At 69.9% G+C, this 20,358-nt stretch carries 22 protein-coding genes; 7 read left to right on the top strand and 15 right to left on the bottom strand.

Going from position 1 to position 20,358, the window contains the following annotated elements:
- Positions 1 to 88: 88 nt before the first annotated feature.
- The gene (locus tag AC2D9U_RS18185; RefSeq protein ID WP_484751618.1) at positions 89 to 868 is read left to right on the top strand and encodes an MlaA family lipoprotein; all 780 of its coding nucleotides are present in this window, start codon (positions 89 to 91) and stop codon (positions 866 to 868) included.
- A gap of 40 nt (positions 869 to 908) precedes the next feature.
- The gene (locus AC2D9U_RS18180; RefSeq protein WP_484751617.1) at positions 909 to 1,538 is read left to right on the top strand and encodes an MlaC/ttg2D family ABC transporter substrate-binding protein; all 630 of its coding nucleotides are present in this window, start codon (positions 909 to 911) and stop codon (positions 1,536 to 1,538) included.
- 59 nt (positions 1,539 to 1,597) lie between these two features.
- Here AC2D9U_RS18180 and AC2D9U_RS18175 read toward each other — a convergent pair whose 3' ends face one another.
- From AC2D9U_RS18175 to AC2D9U_RS18150, 6 genes are all read right to left on the bottom strand, one after another.
- Positions 1,598 to 2,578 (bottom strand): class I SAM-dependent methyltransferase, encoded by a 981-nt coding sequence (locus AC2D9U_RS18175; RefSeq protein ID WP_484751616.1) that lies wholly within the window; start codon positions 2,576 to 2,578, stop codon positions 1,598 to 1,600.
- A gap of 230 nt (positions 2,579 to 2,808) precedes the next feature.
- Entirely contained in the window at positions 2,809 to 3,330 is a 522-nt protein-coding gene (locus AC2D9U_RS18170; protein WP_484751615.1) for a GNAT family N-acetyltransferase, read from the bottom strand.
- Positions 3,331 to 3,334: 4 nt separating this feature from the next.
- Positions 3,335 to 5,014 (bottom strand): energy-dependent translational throttle protein EttA, encoded by a 1,680-nt coding sequence (ettA, locus tag AC2D9U_RS18165; protein ID WP_484751614.1) that lies wholly within the window; start codon positions 5,012 to 5,014, stop codon positions 3,335 to 3,337.
- A gap of 78 nt (positions 5,015 to 5,092) precedes the next feature.
- A complete protein-coding gene (locus AC2D9U_RS18160; protein ID WP_484751613.1) occupies positions 5,093 to 5,221 on the bottom strand; it encodes a hypothetical protein in 129 nt (42 codons plus the stop codon).
- Positions 5,222 to 5,312: 91 nt separating this feature from the next.
- A complete protein-coding gene (locus AC2D9U_RS18155; protein WP_484751612.1) occupies positions 5,313 to 7,238 on the bottom strand; it encodes a cellulose binding domain-containing protein in 1,926 nt (641 codons plus the stop codon).
- A gap of 110 nt (positions 7,239 to 7,348) precedes the next feature.
- A complete protein-coding gene (locus AC2D9U_RS18150) occupies positions 7,349 to 9,016 on the bottom strand; it encodes a DcaP family trimeric outer membrane transporter (RefSeq protein WP_484751611.1) in 1,668 nt (555 codons plus the stop codon).
- 169 nt (positions 9,017 to 9,185) lie between these two features.
- On the opposite strand from AC2D9U_RS18150, the gene fabD reads away from it, so the two are divergent.
- The 4 genes from fabD to AC2D9U_RS18130 all read left to right on the top strand — a co-directional run bounded on the left by fabD (position 9,186) and on the right by AC2D9U_RS18130 (position 11,587).
- Positions 9,186 to 10,145, top strand: a complete 960-nt coding sequence (gene fabD / locus AC2D9U_RS18145) for an ACP S-malonyltransferase (protein WP_484751610.1) — start codon at positions 9,186 to 9,188, stop codon at positions 10,143 to 10,145.
- Positions 10,146 to 10,156: 11 nt separating this feature from the next.
- Positions 10,157 to 10,897: a 3-oxoacyl-[acyl-carrier-protein] reductase gene (gene fabG / locus AC2D9U_RS18140; RefSeq protein WP_484751609.1), complete on the top strand. Its 741-nt coding sequence runs from the start codon at positions 10,157 to 10,159 to the stop codon at positions 10,895 to 10,897.
- A gap of 107 nt (positions 10,898 to 11,004) precedes the next feature.
- Positions 11,005 to 11,274: a BrnT family toxin gene (locus AC2D9U_RS18135; RefSeq protein WP_484751608.1), complete on the top strand. Its 270-nt coding sequence runs from the start codon at positions 11,005 to 11,007 to the stop codon at positions 11,272 to 11,274.
- Positions 11,237 to 11,587 carry a BrnA antitoxin family protein gene (locus tag AC2D9U_RS18130; protein WP_484751607.1) on the top strand — a complete coding sequence of 117 codons (351 nt, stop codon included), beginning with the start codon at positions 11,237 to 11,239 and terminating at the stop codon, positions 11,585 to 11,587. Before AC2D9U_RS18135 ends, AC2D9U_RS18130 begins: the two co-directional genes overlap by 38 nt.
- Here AC2D9U_RS18130 and radA read toward each other — a convergent pair.
- The 9 genes from radA to rpsF form a co-directional block, all read right to left on the bottom strand.
- Positions 11,547 to 13,001: a DNA repair protein RadA gene (gene radA, locus AC2D9U_RS18125; RefSeq protein WP_484751606.1), complete on the bottom strand. Its 1,455-nt coding sequence runs from the start codon at positions 12,999 to 13,001 to the stop codon at positions 11,547 to 11,549. The two genes, AC2D9U_RS18130 and radA, sit on opposite strands and share 41 nt — an antisense overlap.
- A 1-nt stretch (position 13,002) precedes the next feature.
- Positions 13,003 to 13,776 carry an ABC transporter ATP-binding protein gene (locus AC2D9U_RS18120; RefSeq protein ID WP_484751605.1) on the bottom strand — a complete coding sequence of 258 codons (774 nt, stop codon included), beginning with the start codon at positions 13,774 to 13,776 and terminating at the stop codon, positions 13,003 to 13,005.
- Positions 13,773 to 14,558 (bottom strand): MlaE family ABC transporter permease, encoded by a 786-nt coding sequence (locus AC2D9U_RS18115; protein ID WP_484751604.1) that lies wholly within the window; start codon positions 14,556 to 14,558, stop codon positions 13,773 to 13,775. Before AC2D9U_RS18115 ends, AC2D9U_RS18120 begins: the two co-directional genes overlap by 4 nt.
- Positions 14,559 to 14,696: 138 nt before the next feature.
- Entirely contained in the window at positions 14,697 to 15,791 is a 1,095-nt protein-coding gene (alr, locus tag AC2D9U_RS18110) for an alanine racemase (RefSeq protein ID WP_484751603.1), read from the bottom strand.
- Positions 15,781 to 17,292, bottom strand: a complete 1,512-nt coding sequence (locus tag AC2D9U_RS18105; RefSeq protein ID WP_484751602.1) for a replicative DNA helicase — start codon at positions 17,290 to 17,292, stop codon at positions 15,781 to 15,783. Before AC2D9U_RS18105 ends, alr begins: the two co-directional genes overlap by 11 nt.
- A 140-nt stretch (positions 17,293 to 17,432) precedes the next feature.
- Positions 17,433 to 18,005, bottom strand: coding sequence for a 50S ribosomal protein L9 (gene rplI / locus AC2D9U_RS18100; RefSeq protein ID WP_484751601.1), 573 nt, complete (start codon positions 18,003 to 18,005; stop codon positions 17,433 to 17,435).
- An 11-nt stretch (positions 18,006 to 18,016) separates the two neighbouring features.
- On the bottom strand, positions 18,017 to 18,970 hold the full coding sequence (locus AC2D9U_RS18095) for a hypothetical protein (protein WP_484751600.1): 954 nt from the start codon (positions 18,968 to 18,970) through the stop codon (positions 18,017 to 18,019).
- Positions 18,971 to 19,004: 34 nt separating this feature from the next.
- Positions 19,005 to 19,292 (bottom strand): 30S ribosomal protein S18, encoded by a 288-nt coding sequence (gene rpsR / locus AC2D9U_RS18090; protein WP_484751599.1) that lies wholly within the window; start codon positions 19,290 to 19,292, stop codon positions 19,005 to 19,007.
- Positions 19,293 to 19,298: 6 nt separating this feature from the next.
- Positions 19,299 to 19,781: a 30S ribosomal protein S6 gene (gene rpsF / locus AC2D9U_RS18085; RefSeq protein WP_484751598.1), complete on the bottom strand. Its 483-nt coding sequence runs from the start codon at positions 19,779 to 19,781 to the stop codon at positions 19,299 to 19,301.
- Positions 19,782 to 20,117: 336 nt separating this feature from the next.
- Here rpsF and AC2D9U_RS18080 point away from each other — a divergent pair, with 336 nt between their 5' ends.
- Positions 20,118 to 20,357 (top strand): acyl carrier protein, encoded by a 240-nt coding sequence (locus AC2D9U_RS18080; RefSeq protein WP_484751597.1) that lies wholly within the window; start codon positions 20,118 to 20,120, stop codon positions 20,355 to 20,357.
- Position 20,358 lies beyond the last annotated feature (1 nt).

Raw genomic sequence — 20,358 nt, 5'->3', positions numbered from 1 at the left:
GGAAGTCCTGGGACCGCGCGCAGCAACCCGGCGCCTGGAGACAATCTTGCCTGCGATTTCGCGTACCACTGAGCCGCCGCGCCGCCGGGTGACGCCCCTTGTGCTCGCAGGTCTTGCCCTGCTGAGCCTGGCGAATTGCGCGGCCCGGCCGGACCCGACCGACGCCGAGGCCGTGGCCGAGTTCAACGCCAACAACGACCCGATCGAGCCCTTCAACCGCGCCATGTATGCGGTGAATGACGGGATCGACGTGCTGGTACTGCGCCCGGCGGCCGAGGCCTATCGCATCTTCCTGCCCGCCGAGGTCAGGACTGCCATCCGCAACATCCTGGGCAATCTGCGCACGCCCGTCATCCTGGTGAACGACCTGTTGCAGGGCGAGACCACCCGTGCAGCCGCCACCGCCGGGCGCTTCGTGGTGAACACCACGCTCGGCGTGGGCGGCATCTTCGATGCGGCCACGCGCTGGGGGCTGCTTGGCCATACCGAGGATTTCGGCCAGACCTTCGCCGTCTGGGGCGCGCCCGAGGGGCCCTATCTGTTCATTCCCGTGCTCGGCCCGTCCAACCCGCGCGATCTGGTCGGCGCGGGCGCCGGCGTGGCGGTGGACCCCTTCACCTGGCTCACGGGCGATGCGGTGCAGGTCTTCTCCATCACCCGCACCACCGCCACCGCACTCGACACGCGCGAGAGCCTGATCGAGGTGCTGGATGCGGTGCAGCGCGAATCGCTCGACCCCTATGCGACGCTCCGCAGCGCCTATCGCCAGCGCCGGGCCGCCGAGATCTCCAACCGGGACAGCGCCCCCACGGCGGCCCGCGGCACCGGCTTCGGTGTCGGGACCGGCGTGCAGGGGCCGCCCCGCTGATCCGCCCTTCCGTCTCAACGTGCCTTCGAGGATTCCGCGCATGAACGCACTTTCGCGCCGCGCCGCGCTGCTGGCCGGGCTTGGGATGCTCGCCGCCTGGCCCGTCCGTGCGCAGCAGATCGACCCGGCCCGCGCCACCGCCTTCATCCAGGCCACCGGCGAGGAACTGGTGGCCGCGATCAATGGCGGCACCAATTCCGTCACCGACCGGCGCGCGCGCGTCGCCGCCATCCTGCGCCGTTCGGTGGATGTGGAAGGCGTGGGCCGATTCATCCTGGGCCGCTGGTGGCGCGCCGCCACGCCCGAGCAGCAGGCCGAATACCTCAAGCTGTTCGAGGAGGTGCTGATCCGCAACCTCTCCGCGCGCTTCGGCGAATATCAGGGCGTGCGCTTCACGCTCGGGCGCAGCCAGTCGCGCACCGAGGAGGACGTGCTGGTGAACACGGTGGTCGAGCGCCCGGGCAGCCCCGCCTTCGGGCTGGACTGGCGGGTGGCCGAGGTCGGGGGGCAGCCCAGGATCGTTGACGTGATCGCCGAGGGCACCAGCCTGCGCCTGACCACGCGCAGCGAATACAGCAGCGTGATCACCCGCGGCGGCAACAATGTGGGCGCGCTGCTGACCGCCATGCGCCAGCAGATCGACCAGCTCGCCCGCCGCGAAGGCGGCTGAGGGTCAAATCCGCGAAGGCGGCTGAGGGCCAAATCCGCGAAGGCGGTTGACCCCGCCGGTCAGGCCGCCCGGCGCCTCGGGCGGGCGGTCTCGGCGGGGCGGGTGATTTCGGTGAACACCAAATTGCCGCTGCGGCTGCGGAAATGCCGCCAGCTTGCCCCCCGTAGGCCGGGCTCGCCGGCCAGGGTCCGCTCGATCCGGGCCTCATCGCGCCAGCCCGGGCGCCAATCCATGAAGATGTCCAGATAGGGGCGGTCGCCCAGCGGACGGGCGGTGCTGGCCAGTACCACCCGCCCGCCCGGACGCAGCGCGGCATAGCCTGCCACCGCGAGGCGCGCGGCCGCGGCATCGGGCATCAGGTCCGTCAGCCCGCCACAGGTCACGAGGTCGAAGCGCCCCTGCTGGCGGGGGCGGCGGAGGAAGCTGCCGATCGTGCCATGCACTGCCTCCACCCCTTCCTGCCCGGCGAGGACCGGGATGGCGAGCCTGTCCGGCTCCAGCGCCACCCAGCGGCCGGGCCGGTGGCTTGCCCGCCAGCGTTCGGCCGAGCGCAGATGCCCCGCACCGACGGAGAGCACATGCGTCTCACCGTTCTGGGCCACCGCACGGTCGATCAGCCGGCGGAAGGTGGCGACCCGCTCGCGCATCGTGACCAGGGAGGGCAGGGTGAAGACCGCCTGGTGCATCTCCTGCCCCAGCTTCGTGGCCGCGGCGATGCGCCGGCGCTGGCTGGCATGGCCATAGACCATGTCGATCAACTCGGCATCGGCGCGCTGGCCGCGTGGTCTTTCCCAGGACCAGCGGGTCATCGGGTCTTCCAGCGCGACGGCGGCGAGTTCGCTGCTGCGCAGCCGGCCGCGCAGGTCGGCCCACTCGGCCTCTGGCAGCTGCGCCTGGAGCAGCCGCAGCGTGCCGATCACCTCCGGCCACAGCTCCCTGGTCCAGCCTGGCGTGCCGATATCCGCGCGCCAGCGTTCCATGCGGCGCTTGAGCGCGGCATAGCCATCACGGACGGGAAAGACGACCAAAGCGGGCGGCATGCGGGGCTCCGCGCGTGTAAAGTGACGTGGACACTACCACGACATTGCATACGATCAAGGTAGATGATGACGAAGGCGTGAGGCACAAGGGCGGCCACGGATCATGCTGCGCGTAGCAATATTGCGTCTGTCTGTGTCGGTGCCGCGTCGACACACGGTGAGTCTATTCTGTGTGGTTGGAATTTTGTGTTGCCGATCCGTGGCGGCTCGACGCAGCGGCCATGATCAATTCATGAAGCGAGCGCTTCGAAGACCAGCATCTCACGCCCGCGATAGGTGAAGCGGTCGCATGGCGTCATGCCGAGATCGCCCAGCACCGCGCGCGAGGCCATGTTGCCCTCCCAGGCCACGGCGACGATGCGGGCCAGGCCGCGGCGGAAGCCGAAGGCCAGCGCCGCCCGCGCGGCCTCTCGCGCATAGCCCTTGCCGCGGCATTCCGGCCAGAGCGCGAAGCGCAGCGCCACGCCGCGCCCGTCGGGGCGCTCCATCAGCCCGGCGATGCCGAGGAAGTTCCCGGTCTCGCGCTCATAGACCGCCCAGGTGCCGTAGCCGCGCACCAGCCAGAACTCCATGTCGTCCTCCAGCTCCTCGCGCGCGCGTTCGGGCGTGCGGGTGCCGTGCAGCATGAGTCCGAAGGCGGCCTCGTCCCCCTTCAGGCGGATCAGGTCGGGCAGGTTCTCCGGCGCCACCGGGCGCAGCGAGAGCCGCGCCGTGGTGATGCCGTTGCCCTCCGCCAGCCGTGCGGTGACCAAGGCCCTACCGGGCCAGGGGGCGGTACTTGATGCGGTGCGGCTGGTCCGCCGCGGCGCCGAGTCGACGTCGCTTATCCGCTTCGTAGGCCTCGAAATTCCCCTCGAACCACTCGACGTGGCTGTCGCCCTCGAAGGCCAGGATGTGGGTGGCGAGGCGGTCGAGGAACCAGCGGTCGTGGCTGATCACCACGGCGCAGCCGGCGAATTCCTCCAGCGCGTCTTCCAGGGCGCGCAGCGTGTCGATGTCGAGGTCGTTGGTCGGCTCATCCAGCAGCAGCACATTGTGCTCGCGCTTGAGCATCTTCGCGAGGTGCACGCGGTTGCGCTCACCGCCCGAGAGCACGCCCACGCGCTTCTGCTGGTCCGCACCCTTGAAGTTGAAGGCGGCGACATAGGCGCGCGACGGGATGGTGCGCTTGCCGATGGTGATCTGGTCCATGCCGTCCGAGATCTCCTGCCAGACGGTCTTGTCGTCCGCCAGGCTGTCGCGCGACTGGTCCACATAGCCGAGCTTCACGGAATCACCCACGATCAGCTTGCCGCCATCGGGCGTCTCCAGCCCGGTGATCATCTTGAACAGCGTGGACTTGCCCGCGCCGTTCGGGCCGATGATGCCGACGATGCCGCCCGGCGGCAGCTTGAAGTTCAGATCGTCGATCAGCAGGCGGTTGCCATAGCCCTTGCGCAGCGCCTCCGCCACGATGACGGTGTTGCCCAGGCGCGGCGCGGGGGGGATGACGATCTCGGCCTCGAAGCTGACCTTCTCCTGGCTCTTGGCGAGCATGTCCTCATAGGCCGCGATGCGCGCCTTGGACTTGGCCTGGCGCGCCGCGGGGCTGCGGCCCATCCATTCCTGCTCCTTCGCCAACTGGCGCTGGCGCGCGCTCTCCTCGCGCTCCTCCTGCTGCAGGCGCTTGCGCTTCTGGTCGAGATAGGCGGAGTAGTTGCCCTGGTAGGGGAAGCCCCGGCCGCGATCGACCTCGAGGATCCAGTTGGTGACGTTGTCGAGGAAGTAGCGGTCGTGCGTGACGATCAGCACCGCGCCCTTGTAGTCCTTCAGCGTCTGCTCCAGCCAGGCGACGCTCTCGGCATCCAGGTGGTTGGTCGGCTCATCGAGCAGCAGCAGATCGGGCTTTTCCAGCAGCAGGCGGCACAGGGCCACGCGCCGGCGCTCACCGCCCGAGAGATGGCCGACCTTGCTGTCGAAGGGCGGGCAGCGCAGCGCGTCGAGGGCGATCTCGATGCGCCGGTCGATCTCCCAGCCCTCGGCGGCGTCGATCTTCTCCTGCAGCTCGGCCTGTTCGGCGAGCAGCGCGTTCATCTTGTCGTCGTCCATCGGCTCGGCGAATTCTTCCGAGATCGCGTTGAAACGCGCGAGCTGGGCGGAGAGCTCGGTGAAGGCCTCCATCACATTCTCGCCGACGGTCTTGTCCGGGTTGAGGTGGGGCTCCTGCGGCAGGTAGCCCACGCGCGCGCCCTCGGCAGCCCAGGCCTCGCCGCCGAATTCCTTGTCGAGCCCGGCCATGATCTTCATCAGCGTCGACTTGCCGGCGCCGTTCGGGCCGAGCACGCCGATCTTCACATCAGGCAGGAAGGAGAGGGTGATGCCTTTGAAGACCTCTCGCCCGCCCGGATAGGACTTGGTGAGGTCTTTCATCACATAGACATACTGCCAGGCGGGCATCGGCTCAGGGTTCCAACGAAAAAGGGGCGCCGGGTTGTATCCCGACGCCCCCACCCTGCCAACCGGCGGGATTGGAACTCACAGCCCGCGGCGGCGCTTGGCCTTGAGGCGCTTCATCGCCTTCACCTTGGCGGCGCGCAGGTCATTGCCCTGGGGGGCAGCCATCGCCGCACGGCGCTTGCGCTTGACAACTCGGAGCAGGGGCATCGGAGGAACCTTCGTGAAGGGGTGAGAGGGCGGAGCCCCCGGTCAGGGGCGCACGCCGCTCTGCACCACATTTTCGCGCCCAATGAAACCCTCAGCCGATCCAGAGGCTTTCCAGGATCTGGGGGGCGGCCATCACGCCGGCGAAGCCGGTCTCGGCGGTGAAGCCGATGGTTGCACTCTGGCCGGCGGCGAGCGTGCCGTTCCAGTTCGCGTCGTTCAGGTCGAACAGCGTCCCGCCCGCCGCGGCGCTCTTGCCCCCGAGCTCGGCGCCCCAGACGCTGTTGAGGTTGAACTTCGAGCCCAGCAGGATGTCCCAGTCGGTGAGGTCGGCCTTGGCCGTGACCACGATCTCGCCCTGGAAGCCGCCCCACCAGCTGTTGGTGATGGCGATCTTCGCCGAGACCTCGTCCCCGGCCGGCGTCGCGGCCGCCGCGGCGGTGGTGGCCGGGGCGGCCTTGGCCAGCAGTTCGCTCACCGACATGGTCTTGTCGGTGAACTTCACCGCCGCCGCCTTGCTGGCCTCATTGCCCAGGTCGTTGAAGATGATGGCGTCGCCCGAAGCGTCCAGGATCAGCGCCAGCTTCTGGTGGCTGCCGGCATCGAGCGGGTTCACGCCCTCGCGGCCCAGGTTCGTGACCTTCGAGACGAAGGTGAAGGCGTCCACATCCGTGCTGGCATAGCCGCGGATGTCGAGCAGGTCGGCGCCGGCCTCGAAGTCCCAGATCAGGTCCACGCCGTCGCCCCTCTCGAAGATGAAGGTGTCGCGGCCCTCATTGCCGTAGAGGTTGTCGCCGATCACCACCTCGGAGAGCGTCAGCGGCGCCGGCGCGGCAGGCGCCTTCTCGGCGGCGGGGGCGGCGGCGGGGGCAGGGGCGGCCGGCTCGGCCTTCTCCGGGGCCTCGCAGACGCTCTTCTCGATCTCGCCGGCATTGCCGATGAGCTTGAGGCTGCCGTCGCGCTTGCCGCCCTCGGCGCCGAAGGAGGTCAGGCGGGCGGCGAAATCCATGTTCTCCAGCAGGTCGAGGCCGATCGGGCCCTTGCTCGAGAACAGGGTGAAGCTGGCTTCCCGCACATCATCCTTGCCGATGCCGCTGGTGCCGAAGGAGAGGCCGAAATCGAAGGGGCCGGTCTTCACGCCCTCGGTGTTCACGCCGCCGCCGAGGTTGCTGATCTCGTCCTCGGCGCCCTTGAAGCTGCTGACCCATTCGCCCTTGGCGGAGAGCGTCTTGGCCAGGTCCTCATTGTCGATCTGGAAGAAGAGGCCGCGCAGATCGGCGACGTTCTTGCCGTTCGGCTCGACCGTCAGCTTGAAGAGCAGGCTGCCCTCGCCGGTCTCGGTGACGTTGACCGCCACGCCGGGGTTGCCGGGCTTGGAGCCGTCATGCGTCGCGCGGATGGTGAAGTCGAGGCTGGTGGCCCCGATGGCGCACTCCTCGCCGTCTTCGTCCTTGTCGTCTTCCTTGTCGTCCTCGCCTTCGTCCTCGTCCTCGCCCTTGTCGTCGTCCTCGCTGTCGCCCTCGTCCTCGCTCACGCCGCCGGTCCAGACCAGGCGGCCATTGTCCTGGCCGCCCTGGATCGTGTCGTTGCCGGCCTCGCCCTGGATCTCGTCGCTGCCCGAACCACCGAGCACGAGGTCGTTGCCCGAACCGGCCTCGATCAGGTCGTCGCCCGCATCGCCACGCACCGTGTCATGCCCCGTACCGGCATAGACCTTGTCGTTGCCCTCGCCAGCCTCGACCAGGTCGTTGCCCGCGCCGGCATAGGCGGTGTCGTTGCCCTCGCCGCCCAGCATGGTGTCGGCACCCTTGCCGCCATGCATGCGGTCATGGCCCGCGCCGCCGTCGAAGAGGTCGTTGCCGCCATTGCCGAACATCACATCGTCGCCGGCGCCGGCCTGGAACCAGTCATCGGTCTGCAGGCTGCCGATCAGGGTGTCGCGGGCCAGGCTGCCAAGGCGGATCGTCTGCATGGTGGTCTCCATCGGGTTCTGGAGACCCTGTTGCGACCGGCGTGCCATGCATTTTGCAAAAGCTCAGGGCGTGCCGCTACCCTGGGTTGTGGCGTCGGTGCGCCGCTCGCTGCCGGATATCGGACTCTTGCAGAATGCGAGAGGCGTTCTGCGAGTCCTCAGAACCGTGCCACGCCGAAGGCCACGATGCGGTTCGCCTCGCCAGTGCCCTGCACCCCCGGCCCGGCCGCGGCGGCGCCGCCCTCGAGCTCGCGCCGGCTCCAGACATATTCGAGGCCCATGTCGAACCAGCCGAAGGGCTGGCGCGTGGTGGTGCGCTCGGCGAAGGGACTCCAGATGATGTTGGCGATCACCTGCTGCATCTCCCGGTTCATCGACAGCGCGGCCGCCGAGCCCGGGGTGAAGCCGCTGACATAGCTGGGGAAATCCTGCCGCGCATAGGAATAGGCCAGGTTGGAGCGCAGCGTCGGCGACCAGAAATGCCGATAGGCCACGAGCCCGCCATAGCTCGGCACCGTGTCCAGGCTGTAGTCGCTGGACCCGGTCATGCCGATGTTGGAGACCGCCCCCAGCCCGAAGCTGTTGCCGGCCATGTAGCGGCCCAGCCCTTCGCCGTAGAAGCCCATCACCGAGAACTCGTCGCGGCCCAGGGCGGGCAGGAACTGGCCGAGCCTGAGGCGCGCCTGCGCCGCCACGCCATAGCCCAGCACGTCCTTCTCCGGGGCGGGGCCGAAGGTGGTGCCCTCCGGCCGCAGCGTGATCTGGCGCAGCAGCCCGCGCAGGACGAACTCGTTGTCGGCGTCGCGCCAGGTGAGGCGGCCGGCGATGTCGGGGAATTCCTCGAAGGCCGGGCTCGCCGCGCCGTCGAGCCGCGTGCTGGGCGTGATCGCGCCGCGCGAGGTGGTCAGGTCCGCCCCCGGCGCCTCCAGCGAGACCTGCGCCGTCAGGTTCTCCCCGAAGCGGCGGGAGAGCCGCAGCTGCGCCTGGCGGACGAAGGATTGGTTGAGGTTGGTGGCGTCGTGATAGGCCTCGAACACGCCATCGTTCCACAGGCTGTTGGCCTGGCCGAGCAGGAAGCGCCAATCGCCCTGGGTCAGCTCGGCAAAGGCGAGGCGGAGCCGGAAGGCGAGGTCTCCGCCGGGCGAGATCTCGCCGCGGAAATCGGCCTCGATCGTGGTGTCGAGCTGGCCGAGATGGGTGGGCGTGCGCGTATCGACGCCGATGCGCGACCCGCGCGCCGTGTAGTCGCCATCGCCGCCCTGGCGGTCGGCGGCGCTGCCATTGAGCGGGATGTTCTGCACGGCAGCCGCATCGGTCTGGTTGCGGCCGTTGAAGTCGCGATAGCCGGTGAAGCGCACGAAGCCGTAGAGCCGCACGGAGGTATCGGTATTGGGCACGCGCATGGCCAGCCCATCGAGGCTGCCGCGCAGCGCCTCATCCACCTCGGCGCGGATTTCCGCGGGCGGGCGCGGGGTCGGGGTGGCGCGGGGCTGGTCGCGGGCCGGGTCGTCGGGGTTGTAGGGCTGCAGCGCCGGATAGGGGGCGACGGGCGGCGTGGGCGTGCGGGCCGGCGCGCGCGCCAGGGTCGGCGCCGGGGCAGGCGGCGGCGGGGGCGCGGGGGTCGCCACGGGCGCCACGACGGCAGGCGAGCGCGGGCGCGGCGCCGGGGCGGCGGCCGGCTGGCGGCGCGCCCCCTCCAGCTCATCGACGCGGCGTTGCAGCGCCTCGATCCGGCGCATGAGGTCTTCCATCGTCGGCTGCTGGGCCGCGGCCGGCAGGGCGAGCAGGCTCGCGCCGAGGGTCAGGGTGGCAAGGGCTTTGGCCATGATGCGCTTCCCCTATTCTGGATCGGCAGCGCAACACGCCGTGCCAGTCGGGTCCATCACCGGGATGTGCCGGGAACGTGCCGGGCGTCCCAGGTGCTTCGGGCCTTGACGGCGCCCCATCCGCGGCCCTAGGCCGCGCGAGTTTCATCGCAGGGTCACACGAAGCAAAATGGCGCTCGCCTTCACCTTTCCTGGCCAGGGCAGCCAGGCCCCCGGCATGGGCCGCGACCTCGCCGCCGCCTTCCCCGCCGCCCGTCACCTCTTCCAGGAGGTGGACGACACGCTGAACCAGAAGCTGTCCAAGCTGATGTTCGAGGGCCCGGCGGAGGAACTGACTCTGACCGCCAACGCCCAGCCGGCGCTGATGGCCGTCTCGCTGGCCGTGCTGCGGGTGCTGGAGGCCGAGGGCGGCTTCTCGCTGGGCGCCAAGGTGGCGCTGGTGGCGGGGCATTCGCTTGGCGAATACGCGGCCCTGGCCGCCGCCGGCGCCTTCGACGTGCCGACCGCCGCGCGGCTTTTGCGCCTGCGTGGCGAGGCGATGCAGAAGGCCGTCCCACCCGGCGAGGGGGCGATGGCCGCCCTGCTGGGTGCCGAGATGGAGCAGGCCCTGGCCATCTGCGCCGAGGCCGCGACGGATCCGGCGACGGGCAGGAAGCAGGTGGTCGAGGTCGCGAACGACAATGGCGGCGGGCAGATCGTGGTCTCGGGCGCGACCGCGGCGGTGGATCGCGCCATCGAGGCCGCGAAGGCCGCGGGCGTGAAGCGCGCGATGAAGCTGCCGGTCTCGGCCCCGTTCCATTGCGCCATGATGGCGCCGGCCGCCGATGCGATGGCCGAGGCGCTGGAGCGGGCGACGATGGCCGCGCCGCGCGTGCCGGTGGTGGCGAATGTCACCGCCGCCAAGGCGACCGACCCGGCCGAGATCCGCGCCCTGCTGGTGCGCCAGGTGACCGGCACGGTGCGCTGGCGCGAATGCATCCTCGCGATGGGGGCCATGGGCTGCGATCGCTTCGTGGAGGTGGGTTCGGGCAAGGTGCTGACGGGGCTGATGAAGCGCCTGATGCCCGATGCCACGGCGAGCGCCATCAACACGCCCGCCGACATCGAAGCCTTCCTCAAGACCGTCTGAAGGACACGCTCATGTTCGATCTCACCGGCAAGGTGGCGCTGGTCACCGGCGCCACGGGCGGCATTGGCGAGGCCATCGCCCGCGCGCTGCATGCGCAAGGCGCCACCGTCGCGCTCACCGGCCGGCGTGAGGCCGAACTGGCCCGCGTCGCTGAATCCCTGGGTGGGGCGCGGGTGCTGGTCGCCCCGGCCGACCTCGCCGACGCAGCCGCCCCAGCCGCGCTGGTGGAGCAGGTGGAGGGCGCGCTCGGCTCGCTTGACATCCTGGTGAACAATGCCGGCTTCACGCGCGACATGCTGGCGCTGCGCATGGGCGATGCGGATTGGAATGCGGTGCTGGAACTCGACCTGACCGCGCCCTTCCGCCTGGCGCGCTCGGCGCTGCGCGGGATGATGAAGCGCCGCAACGGGCGGATCGTTTCCATCGCCTCCATTGTCGGCGTGACGGGCAATGCGGGGCAGGCGAATTATTCCGCCGCCAAGGCCGGGTTGATCGGGATGAGCAAGTCGCTCGCCCAGGAAGTGGCGACGCGCGGTGTCACGGTGAATGTGGTGGCGCCGGGCTTCGTGAAGACTGCGATGACCGAAAATCTGCCTGAGGCCGCCCGCACCACGCTGATGTCGCGCATCCCGACGCAGCGCATGGGCACGCCGGAGGACATCGCGGCGGCCGTGGTCTACCTCGCCAGCGCCGAGGCGGCCTGGGTGACGGGGCAGACGCTGCATGTGAATGGCGGGATGGCGATGATCTGAGGAGTTGATTGTAGCTACGGATGTAGCTACGTTAAATGCCATGGGGGAGTTCTAGTCCGTTCCGCGTCTGACCACAGGACGGGCCGAGTGAATTTTGGGGAACCCCGATGGAGTTGGAATGGGACGAGAAGAAGCGCGCCCTCAACCTTTCGAAACACGGCCTGGACTTCGCGGATGCGACGATGTTGCTCGCGGGGCTCCATGTGATCGAGCCGACGCATCCCGGCACTGACGCCGCGCGCTTCCGCGTGATCGGCCGGATCGGGTTGCACTATTTGACCCTTGTCTACACGCCGCGCGGCGACGCGTGGCGCATCATGTCCTTCAGGAGGGCGCGCGATGGGGAAAGACGAAGACATCAGGCGCTACACGGCTGAGCAACTCCTCGCCCTGCAGGCGCGCGGCGAGAGCAAGACCGATTGGGCGCGCCTCGACGCCATGACCGAGGCGGATCTCGAGCGTGCCATCGCCGAGGATCCCGACAGCGATCCGAAGCTGCTCGAACCCCCGGCGGATTGGACGTTCTTCGCCCTTCCGGTGCTGCCCAAGGGGCCGAAGAAGCTGATCTCGCTGCGGCTGGATGCGGAGGTGGTGGACTACTTCCGCGCCCAGGGGCCGGGCTACCAGACGATGATGAACGGCGTGCTGCTCAACTACGTCCGGGCGATGCAGAAGGCCCAGGGGAAGTAGGCCCTGGCGAAGTAGCGCCCGGCCCCTTCTTCACCGTCTTCGCCGCGAAGACCGCCACGAGGTCCGCCATGTGGCCGATCTCGGACAGCTTCATCCCCGGGATCGCCGCCGGCGGGGCGCTGCCGCGGGCGACGCGGCGCGGCAACGTCGCGGCGGTGAAGCCGAGCTTCTGGGCCTCGCGCAGCCGCGCCTCGGCCTGGCTGACCTGCCGCACCTCGCCCGAGAGCCCGACCTCGCCGAAATAGACCGCGCCGGGGTCCGTCGGCCGGTCCGTCGCGGCCGAAACGAGGGCGGCTGCCACGGCGAGGTCCGCCGCAGGCTCCACGATGCGCAGGCCCCCCGCCACGTTCAGATAGACGTCGTTCTGCCCGAGCCCCAGCCCGCAGCGCGTCTCCAGCACCGCCAGCAGCATCGCGAGCCGCCCGCTGTCCCAGCCCACCACCTGCCGCCGCGGGCTGCCGCCCGAACTCGGCGAGAGCAGGCACTGCACCTCCACCAGCACCGGGCGCGTGCCCTCCACGCCCGCGAAGACCGCGCTGCCCGAGACATTGCCGCGCCGCTCCGCGAGGAACAGCGCGGAGGGGTTGGCCACCTCCATCAGCCCGCGCTCGGTCATCTCGAAGACGCCGATCTCGTCGGTGGCGCCATAGCGGTTCTTCACGGCGCGCAGGATGCGGAACTGGTGGCCGCGATCGCCTTCGAAATAGAGCGTGGCATCGACCATGTGCTCGAGCACGCGCGGCCCGGCCAGCGTGCCCTCCTTCGTCACATGCCCCACCAGCACCACGGCGAAGCCGCGCGCCTTGGCCAGGCGGATCAGCTCCGCCGCGCAGGCGCGCACCTGGCTGACCGTGCCGGGCGCGGAATCCAGCGCATCGAGCCAGACGGTCTGGATGGAATCGATGACGACGACGGCCGCATCCGCCTCACCCTCCAGGCTCGCCACGATGTCGCGCAGCGCCGTTGCGGCGGCGAGGCCCATCGGGGAGTCCGACAGGCCCAGCCTTGCGGCGCGCAGCCGCACCTGCGCCACCGCCTCCTCACCCGAGACGTAGAGCGCGCGCTTGCCGGAGGCCGCGATGCGCGCCGCCGTCTGCAACAGGATGGTCGATTTGCCGATGCCCGGATCGCCGCCGACGAGAATGGCACTCCCCGGAACGATGCCCCCGCCCAGCACGCGGTCGAATTCCGCAAGGCCCGTCAGGATGCGCGGCGGCGGCGGCGTATGGCCCTTGAGGCCGACGAACTCCACGCGCCGCCCGCCGGCGGATTTACCCGCCGGCCCAGGCCCGCGAATCTCGGAAATCTCCTCGGTGAGGGTGTTCCACTCGCCGCAGGCATCGCAGCGCCCCTGCCATTTCGCGCTCACCGCGCCGCAGGATTGGCAGACGTAGCGGGTGGCGGGCTTGGCCACGCTACTTCCGCAATTCCATCTGGATCGGCCCCTCGCGCTCGCCGCGCGCGAACTGGTCCACCATCGCGTTGCCGGTGTCGCCGAGCGTGCTCGCCTGCCCGCACCAGACGATCCGGCCCTTGTAGATCATCGCGGCGTCGTCGCCGATGCGCCGGGCGCTGGCCATGTCATGCGTGATGGAGACGGCGGTCGCACCCAGGCGCTTCACGCAATCCACGATCAGCCCGTCGATCACCGCACCCATGATGGGGTCGAGCCCCGTGGTGGGCTCATCGAAGAAGATGATGTCGGGCTCGGCGGCGATGGCGCGGGCGAGGCCCACGCGTTTCTGCATGCCGCCCGACAATTCCGCCGGCGAAAGATCACCGACACTCGCCGCGAGGCCGACCTGCGCCAGCACCTCCGCCGCCTTGTCGCGCGCCGCGCGGCGGGTGATGCGGCGCTGGGCGAGCAGCTTGAAGCAGACATTCTCCCAGACCGGGAGCGAATCGAACAGCGCGCCGTTCTGGAACAGCATGCCGATGCGATCGCCCAGCGCCTCACGTTCCGTGCGCGTCATGGTGGAGAGGTCGCGGCCATCCACCTCGATCAGCCCCGCATCGGGCGTGATCAGGCCGAGGACGCATTTCAGCGTCACCGACTTGCCGCTGCCCGACCCGCCCAGGATCACCATCGAATGCCCCGCGCGGATGTCGAGATCGACGCCGTCCAGCACCGCCTTGGGCCCGAAGGATTTCTTCACGCCGCGCAGGCGGATCTTAGGCACCTCGCTCATCGGGCGAAGAAGATCGAGGTGAGGATGTAGTCGAAGGCGAGGATGAGGATCGAACTGCTGACCACGGCGGTCGTCGTGGCCCGGCCCACGCCCTGCGCCCCGCCGCCCGAATTGTAGCCGCACCAGCAGCCCATCAGCGTGACGATGAAGCCGAAGACGGCGGCCTTCACCAGACCCGAGAAGACGTCCGAGAATTGCAGGAAGTCGAAGGTCGCCTTGAGATAGGCGCCCGAGGCGAAACCGAGCTGCGTGGTGCCGATCAGCCAGCCGCCCATCACGCCCAGCGTATCCGCCACCACCACCAGGAGCGGCAGCGCCAGCGTGCCGGCGAGCAGCCGGGGGGCGACCAGATACTTCATCGGGTTGGTCGAGAGCGTGGTCAGCGCGTCGATCTGGTCGGTGACGCGCATCGTGCCGATCTCGGCCGCGAAGGCCGCGCCGATCCGCCCCGCCACCATCAGCCCCGCCAGCACGGGGCCAAGCTCGCGCGTGATGGAGAGCACCACCACATTCGCCACCGCGCCCTCGGCGTTGAACCGCGCAAAGCCGGTATAGGATTGCAGGGCGAGCACCATGCCGGTGAAGACGGCCGTCAGCGCCACCACGGGCAGGCTGAACCAGGCGATCTCGATGAAGGCCTTGAGGAAGAGCCGGCCATAGAAGGGCGGGCGCAGCAGATGGCTGATCGCTTCCAGGGCGAACAAGGCGATGGCGCCGACGCCGCGCAGCAGGCCGATGGCGGCGCGGCCGATGCCGGCAGTGAAGTCGAGGGTGCGCTCCAAGGTCTCAGGCGTCCCGATGTGGGCGGCCGGCGCACTTCGCCGGACGAGCGGCCGAATGGCCGCCGCGGCCTATGCCGCGAAGCCAAGCTGGGCGGATGCCCAGCGCCCGGCGTTTGAGGGGCACATGATCGGCTTCGATCATGTGTCGCCATAAATGCGATGGTAGCGCGCGCCGAGCGAGGTCAGCACCTCATAGCCGATGGTCCCCGCGCGGGCCGCGATGTCGTCCGGCGTGTTGCCGGGGCCACCAATCAGCAGCAGGCGATCGCCTGCTTCGGCGCCCGGCACCTCGGTCACGTCGAAGGTCGTCAGATCCATCGAAACCCGGCCCACCAGTGGCACGGCCTGGCCCCGGAGGATCCCGAGCGACCGGCCAGACAGGCTGCGAAGGTAGCCATCGGCATAGCCCGCCGCAACGGTGGCGATCCGCCGCGGCCCCGGCGCGGTCCAGGAGGCGCCATAGCCCACCGTGTCGCCGGCGGCGATGTCCCGAATCTGCAGGATCTCCGCCTCGACACGCGCCACCTGGCGCATCGGGTTGGCTTCGGCCGGTGTGGGGTTGATGCCGTAGAGCGCACAGCCCGGCCGGGCGAGGGCGGAGCGGTAATCCGGGCCGAGGAAGATGCCCGAGGAATTCGCGAAACTCCTGGGCACGCCGGGCGCGATGCGATCGGCGGCGGCGGCGAAACGCGCCGCCTGGATCGCGTTCAGCGGATGCGCCGGCTCATCCGCGCAGGCGAGATGCGTCATCACGAAGCGCAGGTCGAGACCCGCGAGACGCGTGCGATCCTCCGCCAGCACCGCCTGCTCGCGCGCATCGAGGCCGAGCCGCGCCATGCCGGTGTCGAGATGCAGCACGGCGTTGCTGCCGGCGCGGGCGTGGTCCGCGACATCGCCGAGATGGTTCAGCACCGGCCAGAGCCGCGCGCCCTCATCCGCGCCGGGCGGGAAGCCATCGAGCACGAGGATGTCGGGTTCGGGGCCCAGGGCCTCGCGCAGCGCGAGGCCTTCGATCAGATGCGCCACGAAGAAAATGGTGCAGCCCGCATCGCGCAGCGCGCGGGCCACGGCGGCCGCGCCGAGCCCATAGGCATCCGCCTTCACCACGCCCGCACAGGGCGCGCCATGGATCGTGCCGAGATCGCGCCAATTCGCGACGATCGCGGCGAGATCAACATGCAGGATCGCCTGCCCGGCGCGCCGCGGCCCGATCGCTTGTGCCCTAATCCCCATACCCTCCCACATGCTGCGTATCGAGGTCGCCGAAGCGGGTGAACTCGGCCTCGAAGAACAGGCGGATCGTGCCGGTCGGGCCGTGGCGCTGCTTGGCGAGGATCAGCTCGGCCTTGTTGTGCGCCTCCTCCATGTCCTTCTGCCACTTCTCCATGGCTTCCTGGAGCTTCTGCGGATTGTCGAAGTTGAGGTCCTTCGGCTGGCGCTGCTGCAGGTAGTATTCGTCGCGGTAGATGAACATCACCACGTCGGCATCCTGCTCGATCGAGCCGGATTCGCGCAGGTCGGCCAGCTGCGGGCGCTTGTCCTCGCGCTGCTCGACGGCGCGGGAGAGCTGCGACAGCGCGATGACGGGCACCGACAATTCCTTGGCGATGGCCTTCAGCCCCTGGGTGATCTGGCTGATCTCCTGCACGCGGTTCTCCGGCTTCTGGCCGGCGGCGGGGCGCATCAGCTGCAGGTAGTCCACCACGATGAGGTCGAGCCCCTTGGTGCGCTGCAGCCGACGGCAGCGCGTGCGCAGCGCGCTGATGGTGATGGCGGGCGTATCGTCGATGAACAGCGGCAGCGCCTGCAATTCGCGGCTGACATCGAGGAAGCGGTCGAAATCCCGCTGGCTGATCTCGCCGCGCCGGATCCGGTCGCCCGAGATGCGGCTTTCTTCAGACAGCAGGCGGGTGGCGAGCTGGTCGCAGCTCATTTCCAGCGAGAAGATCGCCACGCCGCCGCGCGGCACCGCGTTGGGGTCGCGCTCGCGCGCCGTGCGCAGCACCGTGCGCGCCGCGCCAAAGGCGATCTTGGTGGCCAGCGCGGTCTTGCCCATGCCGGGACGGCCCGCGAGGATCAGCAGGTCCGATTGGTGCAGGCCGCCGAGCTTGGCGTCGAGGTCGCGCAGCCCCGTTGAGAGCCCCGCCACGCCGCCGGGGTTGGAGAAGGCCTTCTCGGCATGCTGCACGGCGGTGGCGAGTGCGCGTTCGAAGGTCACGAAGCCGCCGCCGCTCTCGCCCGCCTTGGAGAGGTCGAACAGCGCCTGTTCGCCGGCCTCGAGCTGGAGCTTGCCGTCGAGCTCGGGCTCCGCCCCGAAGGCGCGGTTCACCATGGTCTCGCCGAGATCCACCAATTGCCGGCGCAGCCAGGCGTCGTGGATGACGCGGCCATATTCGCCGGCATTGATGATGCCGACCATGGCGCCGAGGAGCTGGGCGAGATAGGCCGGGCCGCCGACCTCGTCGAGCAGGCCGGAATGTTCGAATTCGGCGCGCAGCGTCACCGCATCGGCCAGCTGCCCGGCCTCGATGCGGCGCTGGATGGCGCTGTAGATGCGCCCATGCACGGCGTCCGCGAAGTGTTCGCCGGCGAGGAATTCGCTGACGCGTTCATAGGCCTTGTTGTTGGCCAGCAGCGCGCCGAGCAGCGCCTGCTCGGCCTCGAGATTGGCCGGGGGCAGGCGTTGCGAGAGTCCGAGCAGCCCGTCGGTGGGCGAGGCGGCGAAATTGTTCATCGCCCCTTCCTACCCCAGTGGCGCGAGTCGGGGTTGCTTCGTCGGTTGGGGATAGCTGTGGATAATGGGGGCAAGTCGAGGTGGGGTCCGGGGGGCGCCTCGCCCCCCGGCGGAGCGCGAGGCAGAGCCTCGCGTCTTGCTCAGTCCCGCTCGGCCGCCGCGCCGAGCTCGGCGAGCTCGGCGGCCAGCTCGGCCTCCAGGCTCTCTTCCTCGGCCTGGTCGGCGGCGCGCACATCCTCGCCGCGGGCCTGCTTCTCGGCTTCCTCGACCGAGCGCGCGACGTTCACCGCAACCTGGATCGAGACTTCCGGGTGCAGCATCACGCGCACGGCGGTGATGCCGAGCATCTTGATCGGCTGCTCGAGCAGCACCTGGCTGCGGTCCACCGTCAGCCCGCCGGCCTTGCAGCCCTCGGCGATGTCGCGCGCCGAGACCGAGCCATAGAGGCTGCCGCTCTCACCCGCCGAGCGGATGATGGTGACGGAGATGCCCTGCACGCGCTCGGCGATGCGCTCGGCCTCTTCGCGGCGCTTGAGGTTCTGGGCCTCGAGCTGGGCGCGCTCGCGCTCGAACTTGGCGAGGTTCTCCTTGCTGGCGCGGATGGCCTTGCCCTGCGGCAGCAGGAAGTTGCGCGCATAGCCGGGGCGGACCTTCACCCGCTCGCCCATCTGGCCGAGCTTCTCGACCCTCTGCATCAGGATGACTTCGATCATGGCGGCACCATTCAGCTCTGGGGGGGCGGCGCGGGCCGGCCCCGATTTCCGTTGACGATATCGAACAGGCCGAAGCCCGTGGCGGCGAGCGCCATGGGCACGGCGAAGATCAGCAGCGCCGCATAGGCGCCGCCCAGCAGCATCGGCCGGCCCCGCAGCGCGCTGGTGGCGCGGTGGAAGGCGGCGAGGCCGTGCAGGAAGACAGGCACGAGCAGCGCCAGCAGCAGCGAGAGCGGCACGGCGTCCGCCTCCGCATCGGCCGCGAACCAGGCGAGCGCGGCGAGCGCAGGCAGCACCAGGTACCAGGCCGGCAGCCTTGCCTCCCGCCAGGCGGGGGCGGATTCCAGCACCCCGGCCCGGACCAGCAGGGCCGCGCCGGCGGCGGCGTTCACCAGCAGGGCGATCATCACCCAGAAGCCGATGGCGGCTGCCTTCACGCGCACCAGTTCCGCGACCATCGCCTCCCCGGCCGGCAGGCCAAGGCGCGACAGGCCGAGTTCCGCCGCGCGCCGCATCTCGCCTTCCAGCCCGCCGGGGCTGTCGGCCAGCAGCAGGGCGGCGGAGGCGATGCCCAGGGCCGGGATCACGCCGAGCATGGCGAAGGGCGCGCCCAGGCTGCGTTCCCGCGTGGCGGCGGCGACCATCAGGGTCAGCACCGGCGCGGCGAAGGCGGCCAGGAACAGGCCGAGCATCACGGCATTGCCGAGCAGCAGGACGACCAGCGCAGCCGCCGCGATGGCGGCCAGCAGGCTCGACAGGCCGAAGCCCATCCCCGCCATGAACAGCGGCAGGGCCGAGATCCACAGCGCCAGCGCCCCGCCGGGCAGGCCGCGGAAGGCCCAGAGCGCCAGCACGGCGGCAGATAGCCCGGCGGCGGCGGCCGCAAGCCAGCGCGCGTCGGACGCGATGCGCCCCCCGCCAACCGGCCCGCCCTGCTGCCCCGTCTGCATGCTCTCCACCGTCATGGTCGGCGCCTGCCGCCCCCTCTGCCGTCCGGCGTCAGTCGTTGATGACGTAGGGCAGCAGGGCCAGGAAGCGGGCGCGCTTGATGGCATTCGCCAGTTCGCGCTGCTTCTTGGCCGAGACGGCCGTGATGCGGGAGGGCACGATCTTGCCGCGCTCGCTGAGGAAGCGGCTGAGCAGGCGCACATCCTTGTAGTCGATCTTCGGCGCCTGCGGGCCCGAGAAGGGGCAGGACTTCCGGCGACGATAGAAGGGGCGGCGCGCACCCACGGCGGGGCGGCGCAGGCCCGGGTTCAGCGAGAGGTCTTCGCTACGGTCGGACATCGTCGCTTACTCCTGGCCCATATCCATGTCGTCGCCGCCATGCGGGCGGGCACGATATTCCTCGCGGTCGTCGCGCTCGCGCCCACCGGGGCCGCCGGTGCGGCCCGAGCCGAAGCGGCCGGCCGGGCGGGGGCCGCGGAAGCCGCGGTCACGGTCACGCTCCTCGCCGCGACGGGCGAGAATGGCGGAGGGGCCTTCCTCGATCGCGTCGATGCGCAGCGTGAGCGAGCGGAGCACGTCCTCATGCAGGCCGAGCTGGCGCTCCATCTCCTGCATCGCGGCCGGCGGCGCGTCGATGCCGAGCAGCATGTAGTGCGCCTTGCGGTTCTTCTTGATGCGGTAGGCGAGGCCGCGCAGGCCCCAATACTCCCGCTTCTTCACCTCGCCGCCCTGTTCGGCGAGCGTGGCGGCCATCGTGTCGACGATGGTCTCGACCTGCTGTTGCGTGACGTCGTTGCGTGCCAGCAGCACGCATTCATAAAGCGGCATCGGGTCTCCCTTCGGCTGTCTCAGCCCAGGGCGGCCGCCGACACCATGCCGGGGACGCGCGAACGGGCATAGCCGGGACCGATGCCTCGGATCCCGGCAGGGGAGGCGCGCATAAATCACAGCGGGGGGCTGGGGGCAAGCGGGGAATCGCGGTGGCGCTTTTTCCCACCCCTGCGCCTCCCCCGCTTGCGTCGAAACGCCGCCTAGGCCAAGTGACGCTTCCATGTTAAGCCGCGCGCCCCCGCCCGAGGGTGGCGGGCGGCCGCGCACCGATTCCCAACCCGCCCCGGCACGGCCCGAGCAGCACGGCCAGACCAGAACAGGAGCATATCCGGCATGAGCGACACCGCCGACAAGGTCAAGAAGATCGTCGTCGAACATCTCGGCGTCGAGGAAGCGAAGGTGACCATCGACGCCTCCTTCATCGATGACCTGGGCGCCGACAGCCTCGACACGGTCGAGCTGGTCATGGCCTTCGAGGAAGCCTTCGGGGTCGAGATCCCGGACGACGCGGCCGAGAAGATCACGACCGTCAAGGACGCGATCGAGTACATCGAGAAGCAGAAGGCGGCCTGAA

Source organism: Roseomonas sp. TF40 (genome assembly GCF_057219975.1).
This window is presented reverse-complemented; position numbering and strand designations above follow the sequence as displayed.

Bases quoted from the DNA above. Each gene is read 5' to 3' on its own strand.
- AC2D9U_RS18180 (WP_484751617.1), top strand. From the start codon at position 909: ATGAACGCACTTTCGCGCCGCGCCGCGCTGCTGGCCGGGCTTGGGATG.
- AC2D9U_RS18175 (WP_484751616.1), bottom strand. From the start codon at position 2,578: ATGCCGCCCGCTTTGGTCGTCTTTCCCGTCCGTGATGGCTATGCCGCG.
- ettA (WP_484751614.1), bottom strand. From the start codon at position 5,014: ATGCCCGCCTGGCAGTATGTCTATGTGATGAAAGACCTCACCAAGTCC.
- AC2D9U_RS18160 (WP_484751613.1), bottom strand. From the start codon at position 5,221: ATGCCCCTGCTCCGAGTTGTCAAGCGCAAGCGCCGTGCGGCGATGGCT.
- AC2D9U_RS18155 (WP_484751612.1), bottom strand. From the start codon at position 7,238: ATGGCACGCCGGTCGCAACAGGGTCTCCAGAACCCGATGGAGACCACC.
- AC2D9U_RS18150 (WP_484751611.1), bottom strand. From the start codon at position 9,016: ATGGCCAAAGCCCTTGCCACCCTGACCCTCGGCGCGAGCCTGCTCGCC.
- fabD (WP_484751610.1), top strand. From the start codon at position 9,186: ATGGCGCTCGCCTTCACCTTTCCTGGCCAGGGCAGCCAGGCCCCCGGC.
- fabG (WP_484751609.1), top strand. From the start codon at position 10,157: ATGTTCGATCTCACCGGCAAGGTGGCGCTGGTCACCGGCGCCACGGGC.
- AC2D9U_RS18135 (WP_484751608.1), top strand. From the start codon at position 11,005: ATGGAGTTGGAATGGGACGAGAAGAAGCGCGCCCTCAACCTTTCGAAA.
- AC2D9U_RS18130 (WP_484751607.1), top strand. From the start codon at position 11,237: ATGGGGAAAGACGAAGACATCAGGCGCTACACGGCTGAGCAACTCCTC.
- AC2D9U_RS18120 (WP_484751605.1), bottom strand. From the start codon at position 13,776: ATGAGCGAGGTGCCTAAGATCCGCCTGCGCGGCGTGAAGAAATCCTTC.
- alr (WP_484751603.1), bottom strand. From the start codon at position 15,791: ATGGGGATTAGGGCACAAGCGATCGGGCCGCGGCGCGCCGGGCAGGCG.
- AC2D9U_RS18105 (WP_484751602.1), bottom strand. From the start codon at position 17,292: ATGAACAATTTCGCCGCCTCGCCCACCGACGGGCTGCTCGGACTCTCG.
- rplI (WP_484751601.1), bottom strand. From the start codon at position 18,005: ATGATCGAAGTCATCCTGATGCAGAGGGTCGAGAAGCTCGGCCAGATG.
- AC2D9U_RS18095 (WP_484751600.1), bottom strand. From the start codon at position 18,970: ATGACGGTGGAGAGCATGCAGACGGGGCAGCAGGGCGGGCCGGTTGGC.
- rpsR (WP_484751599.1), bottom strand. From the start codon at position 19,292: ATGTCCGACCGTAGCGAAGACCTCTCGCTGAACCCGGGCCTGCGCCGC.
- rpsF (WP_484751598.1), bottom strand. From the start codon at position 19,781: ATGCCGCTTTATGAATGCGTGCTGCTGGCACGCAACGACGTCACGCAA.
- AC2D9U_RS18080 (WP_484751597.1), top strand. From the start codon at position 20,118: ATGAGCGACACCGCCGACAAGGTCAAGAAGATCGTCGTCGAACATCTC.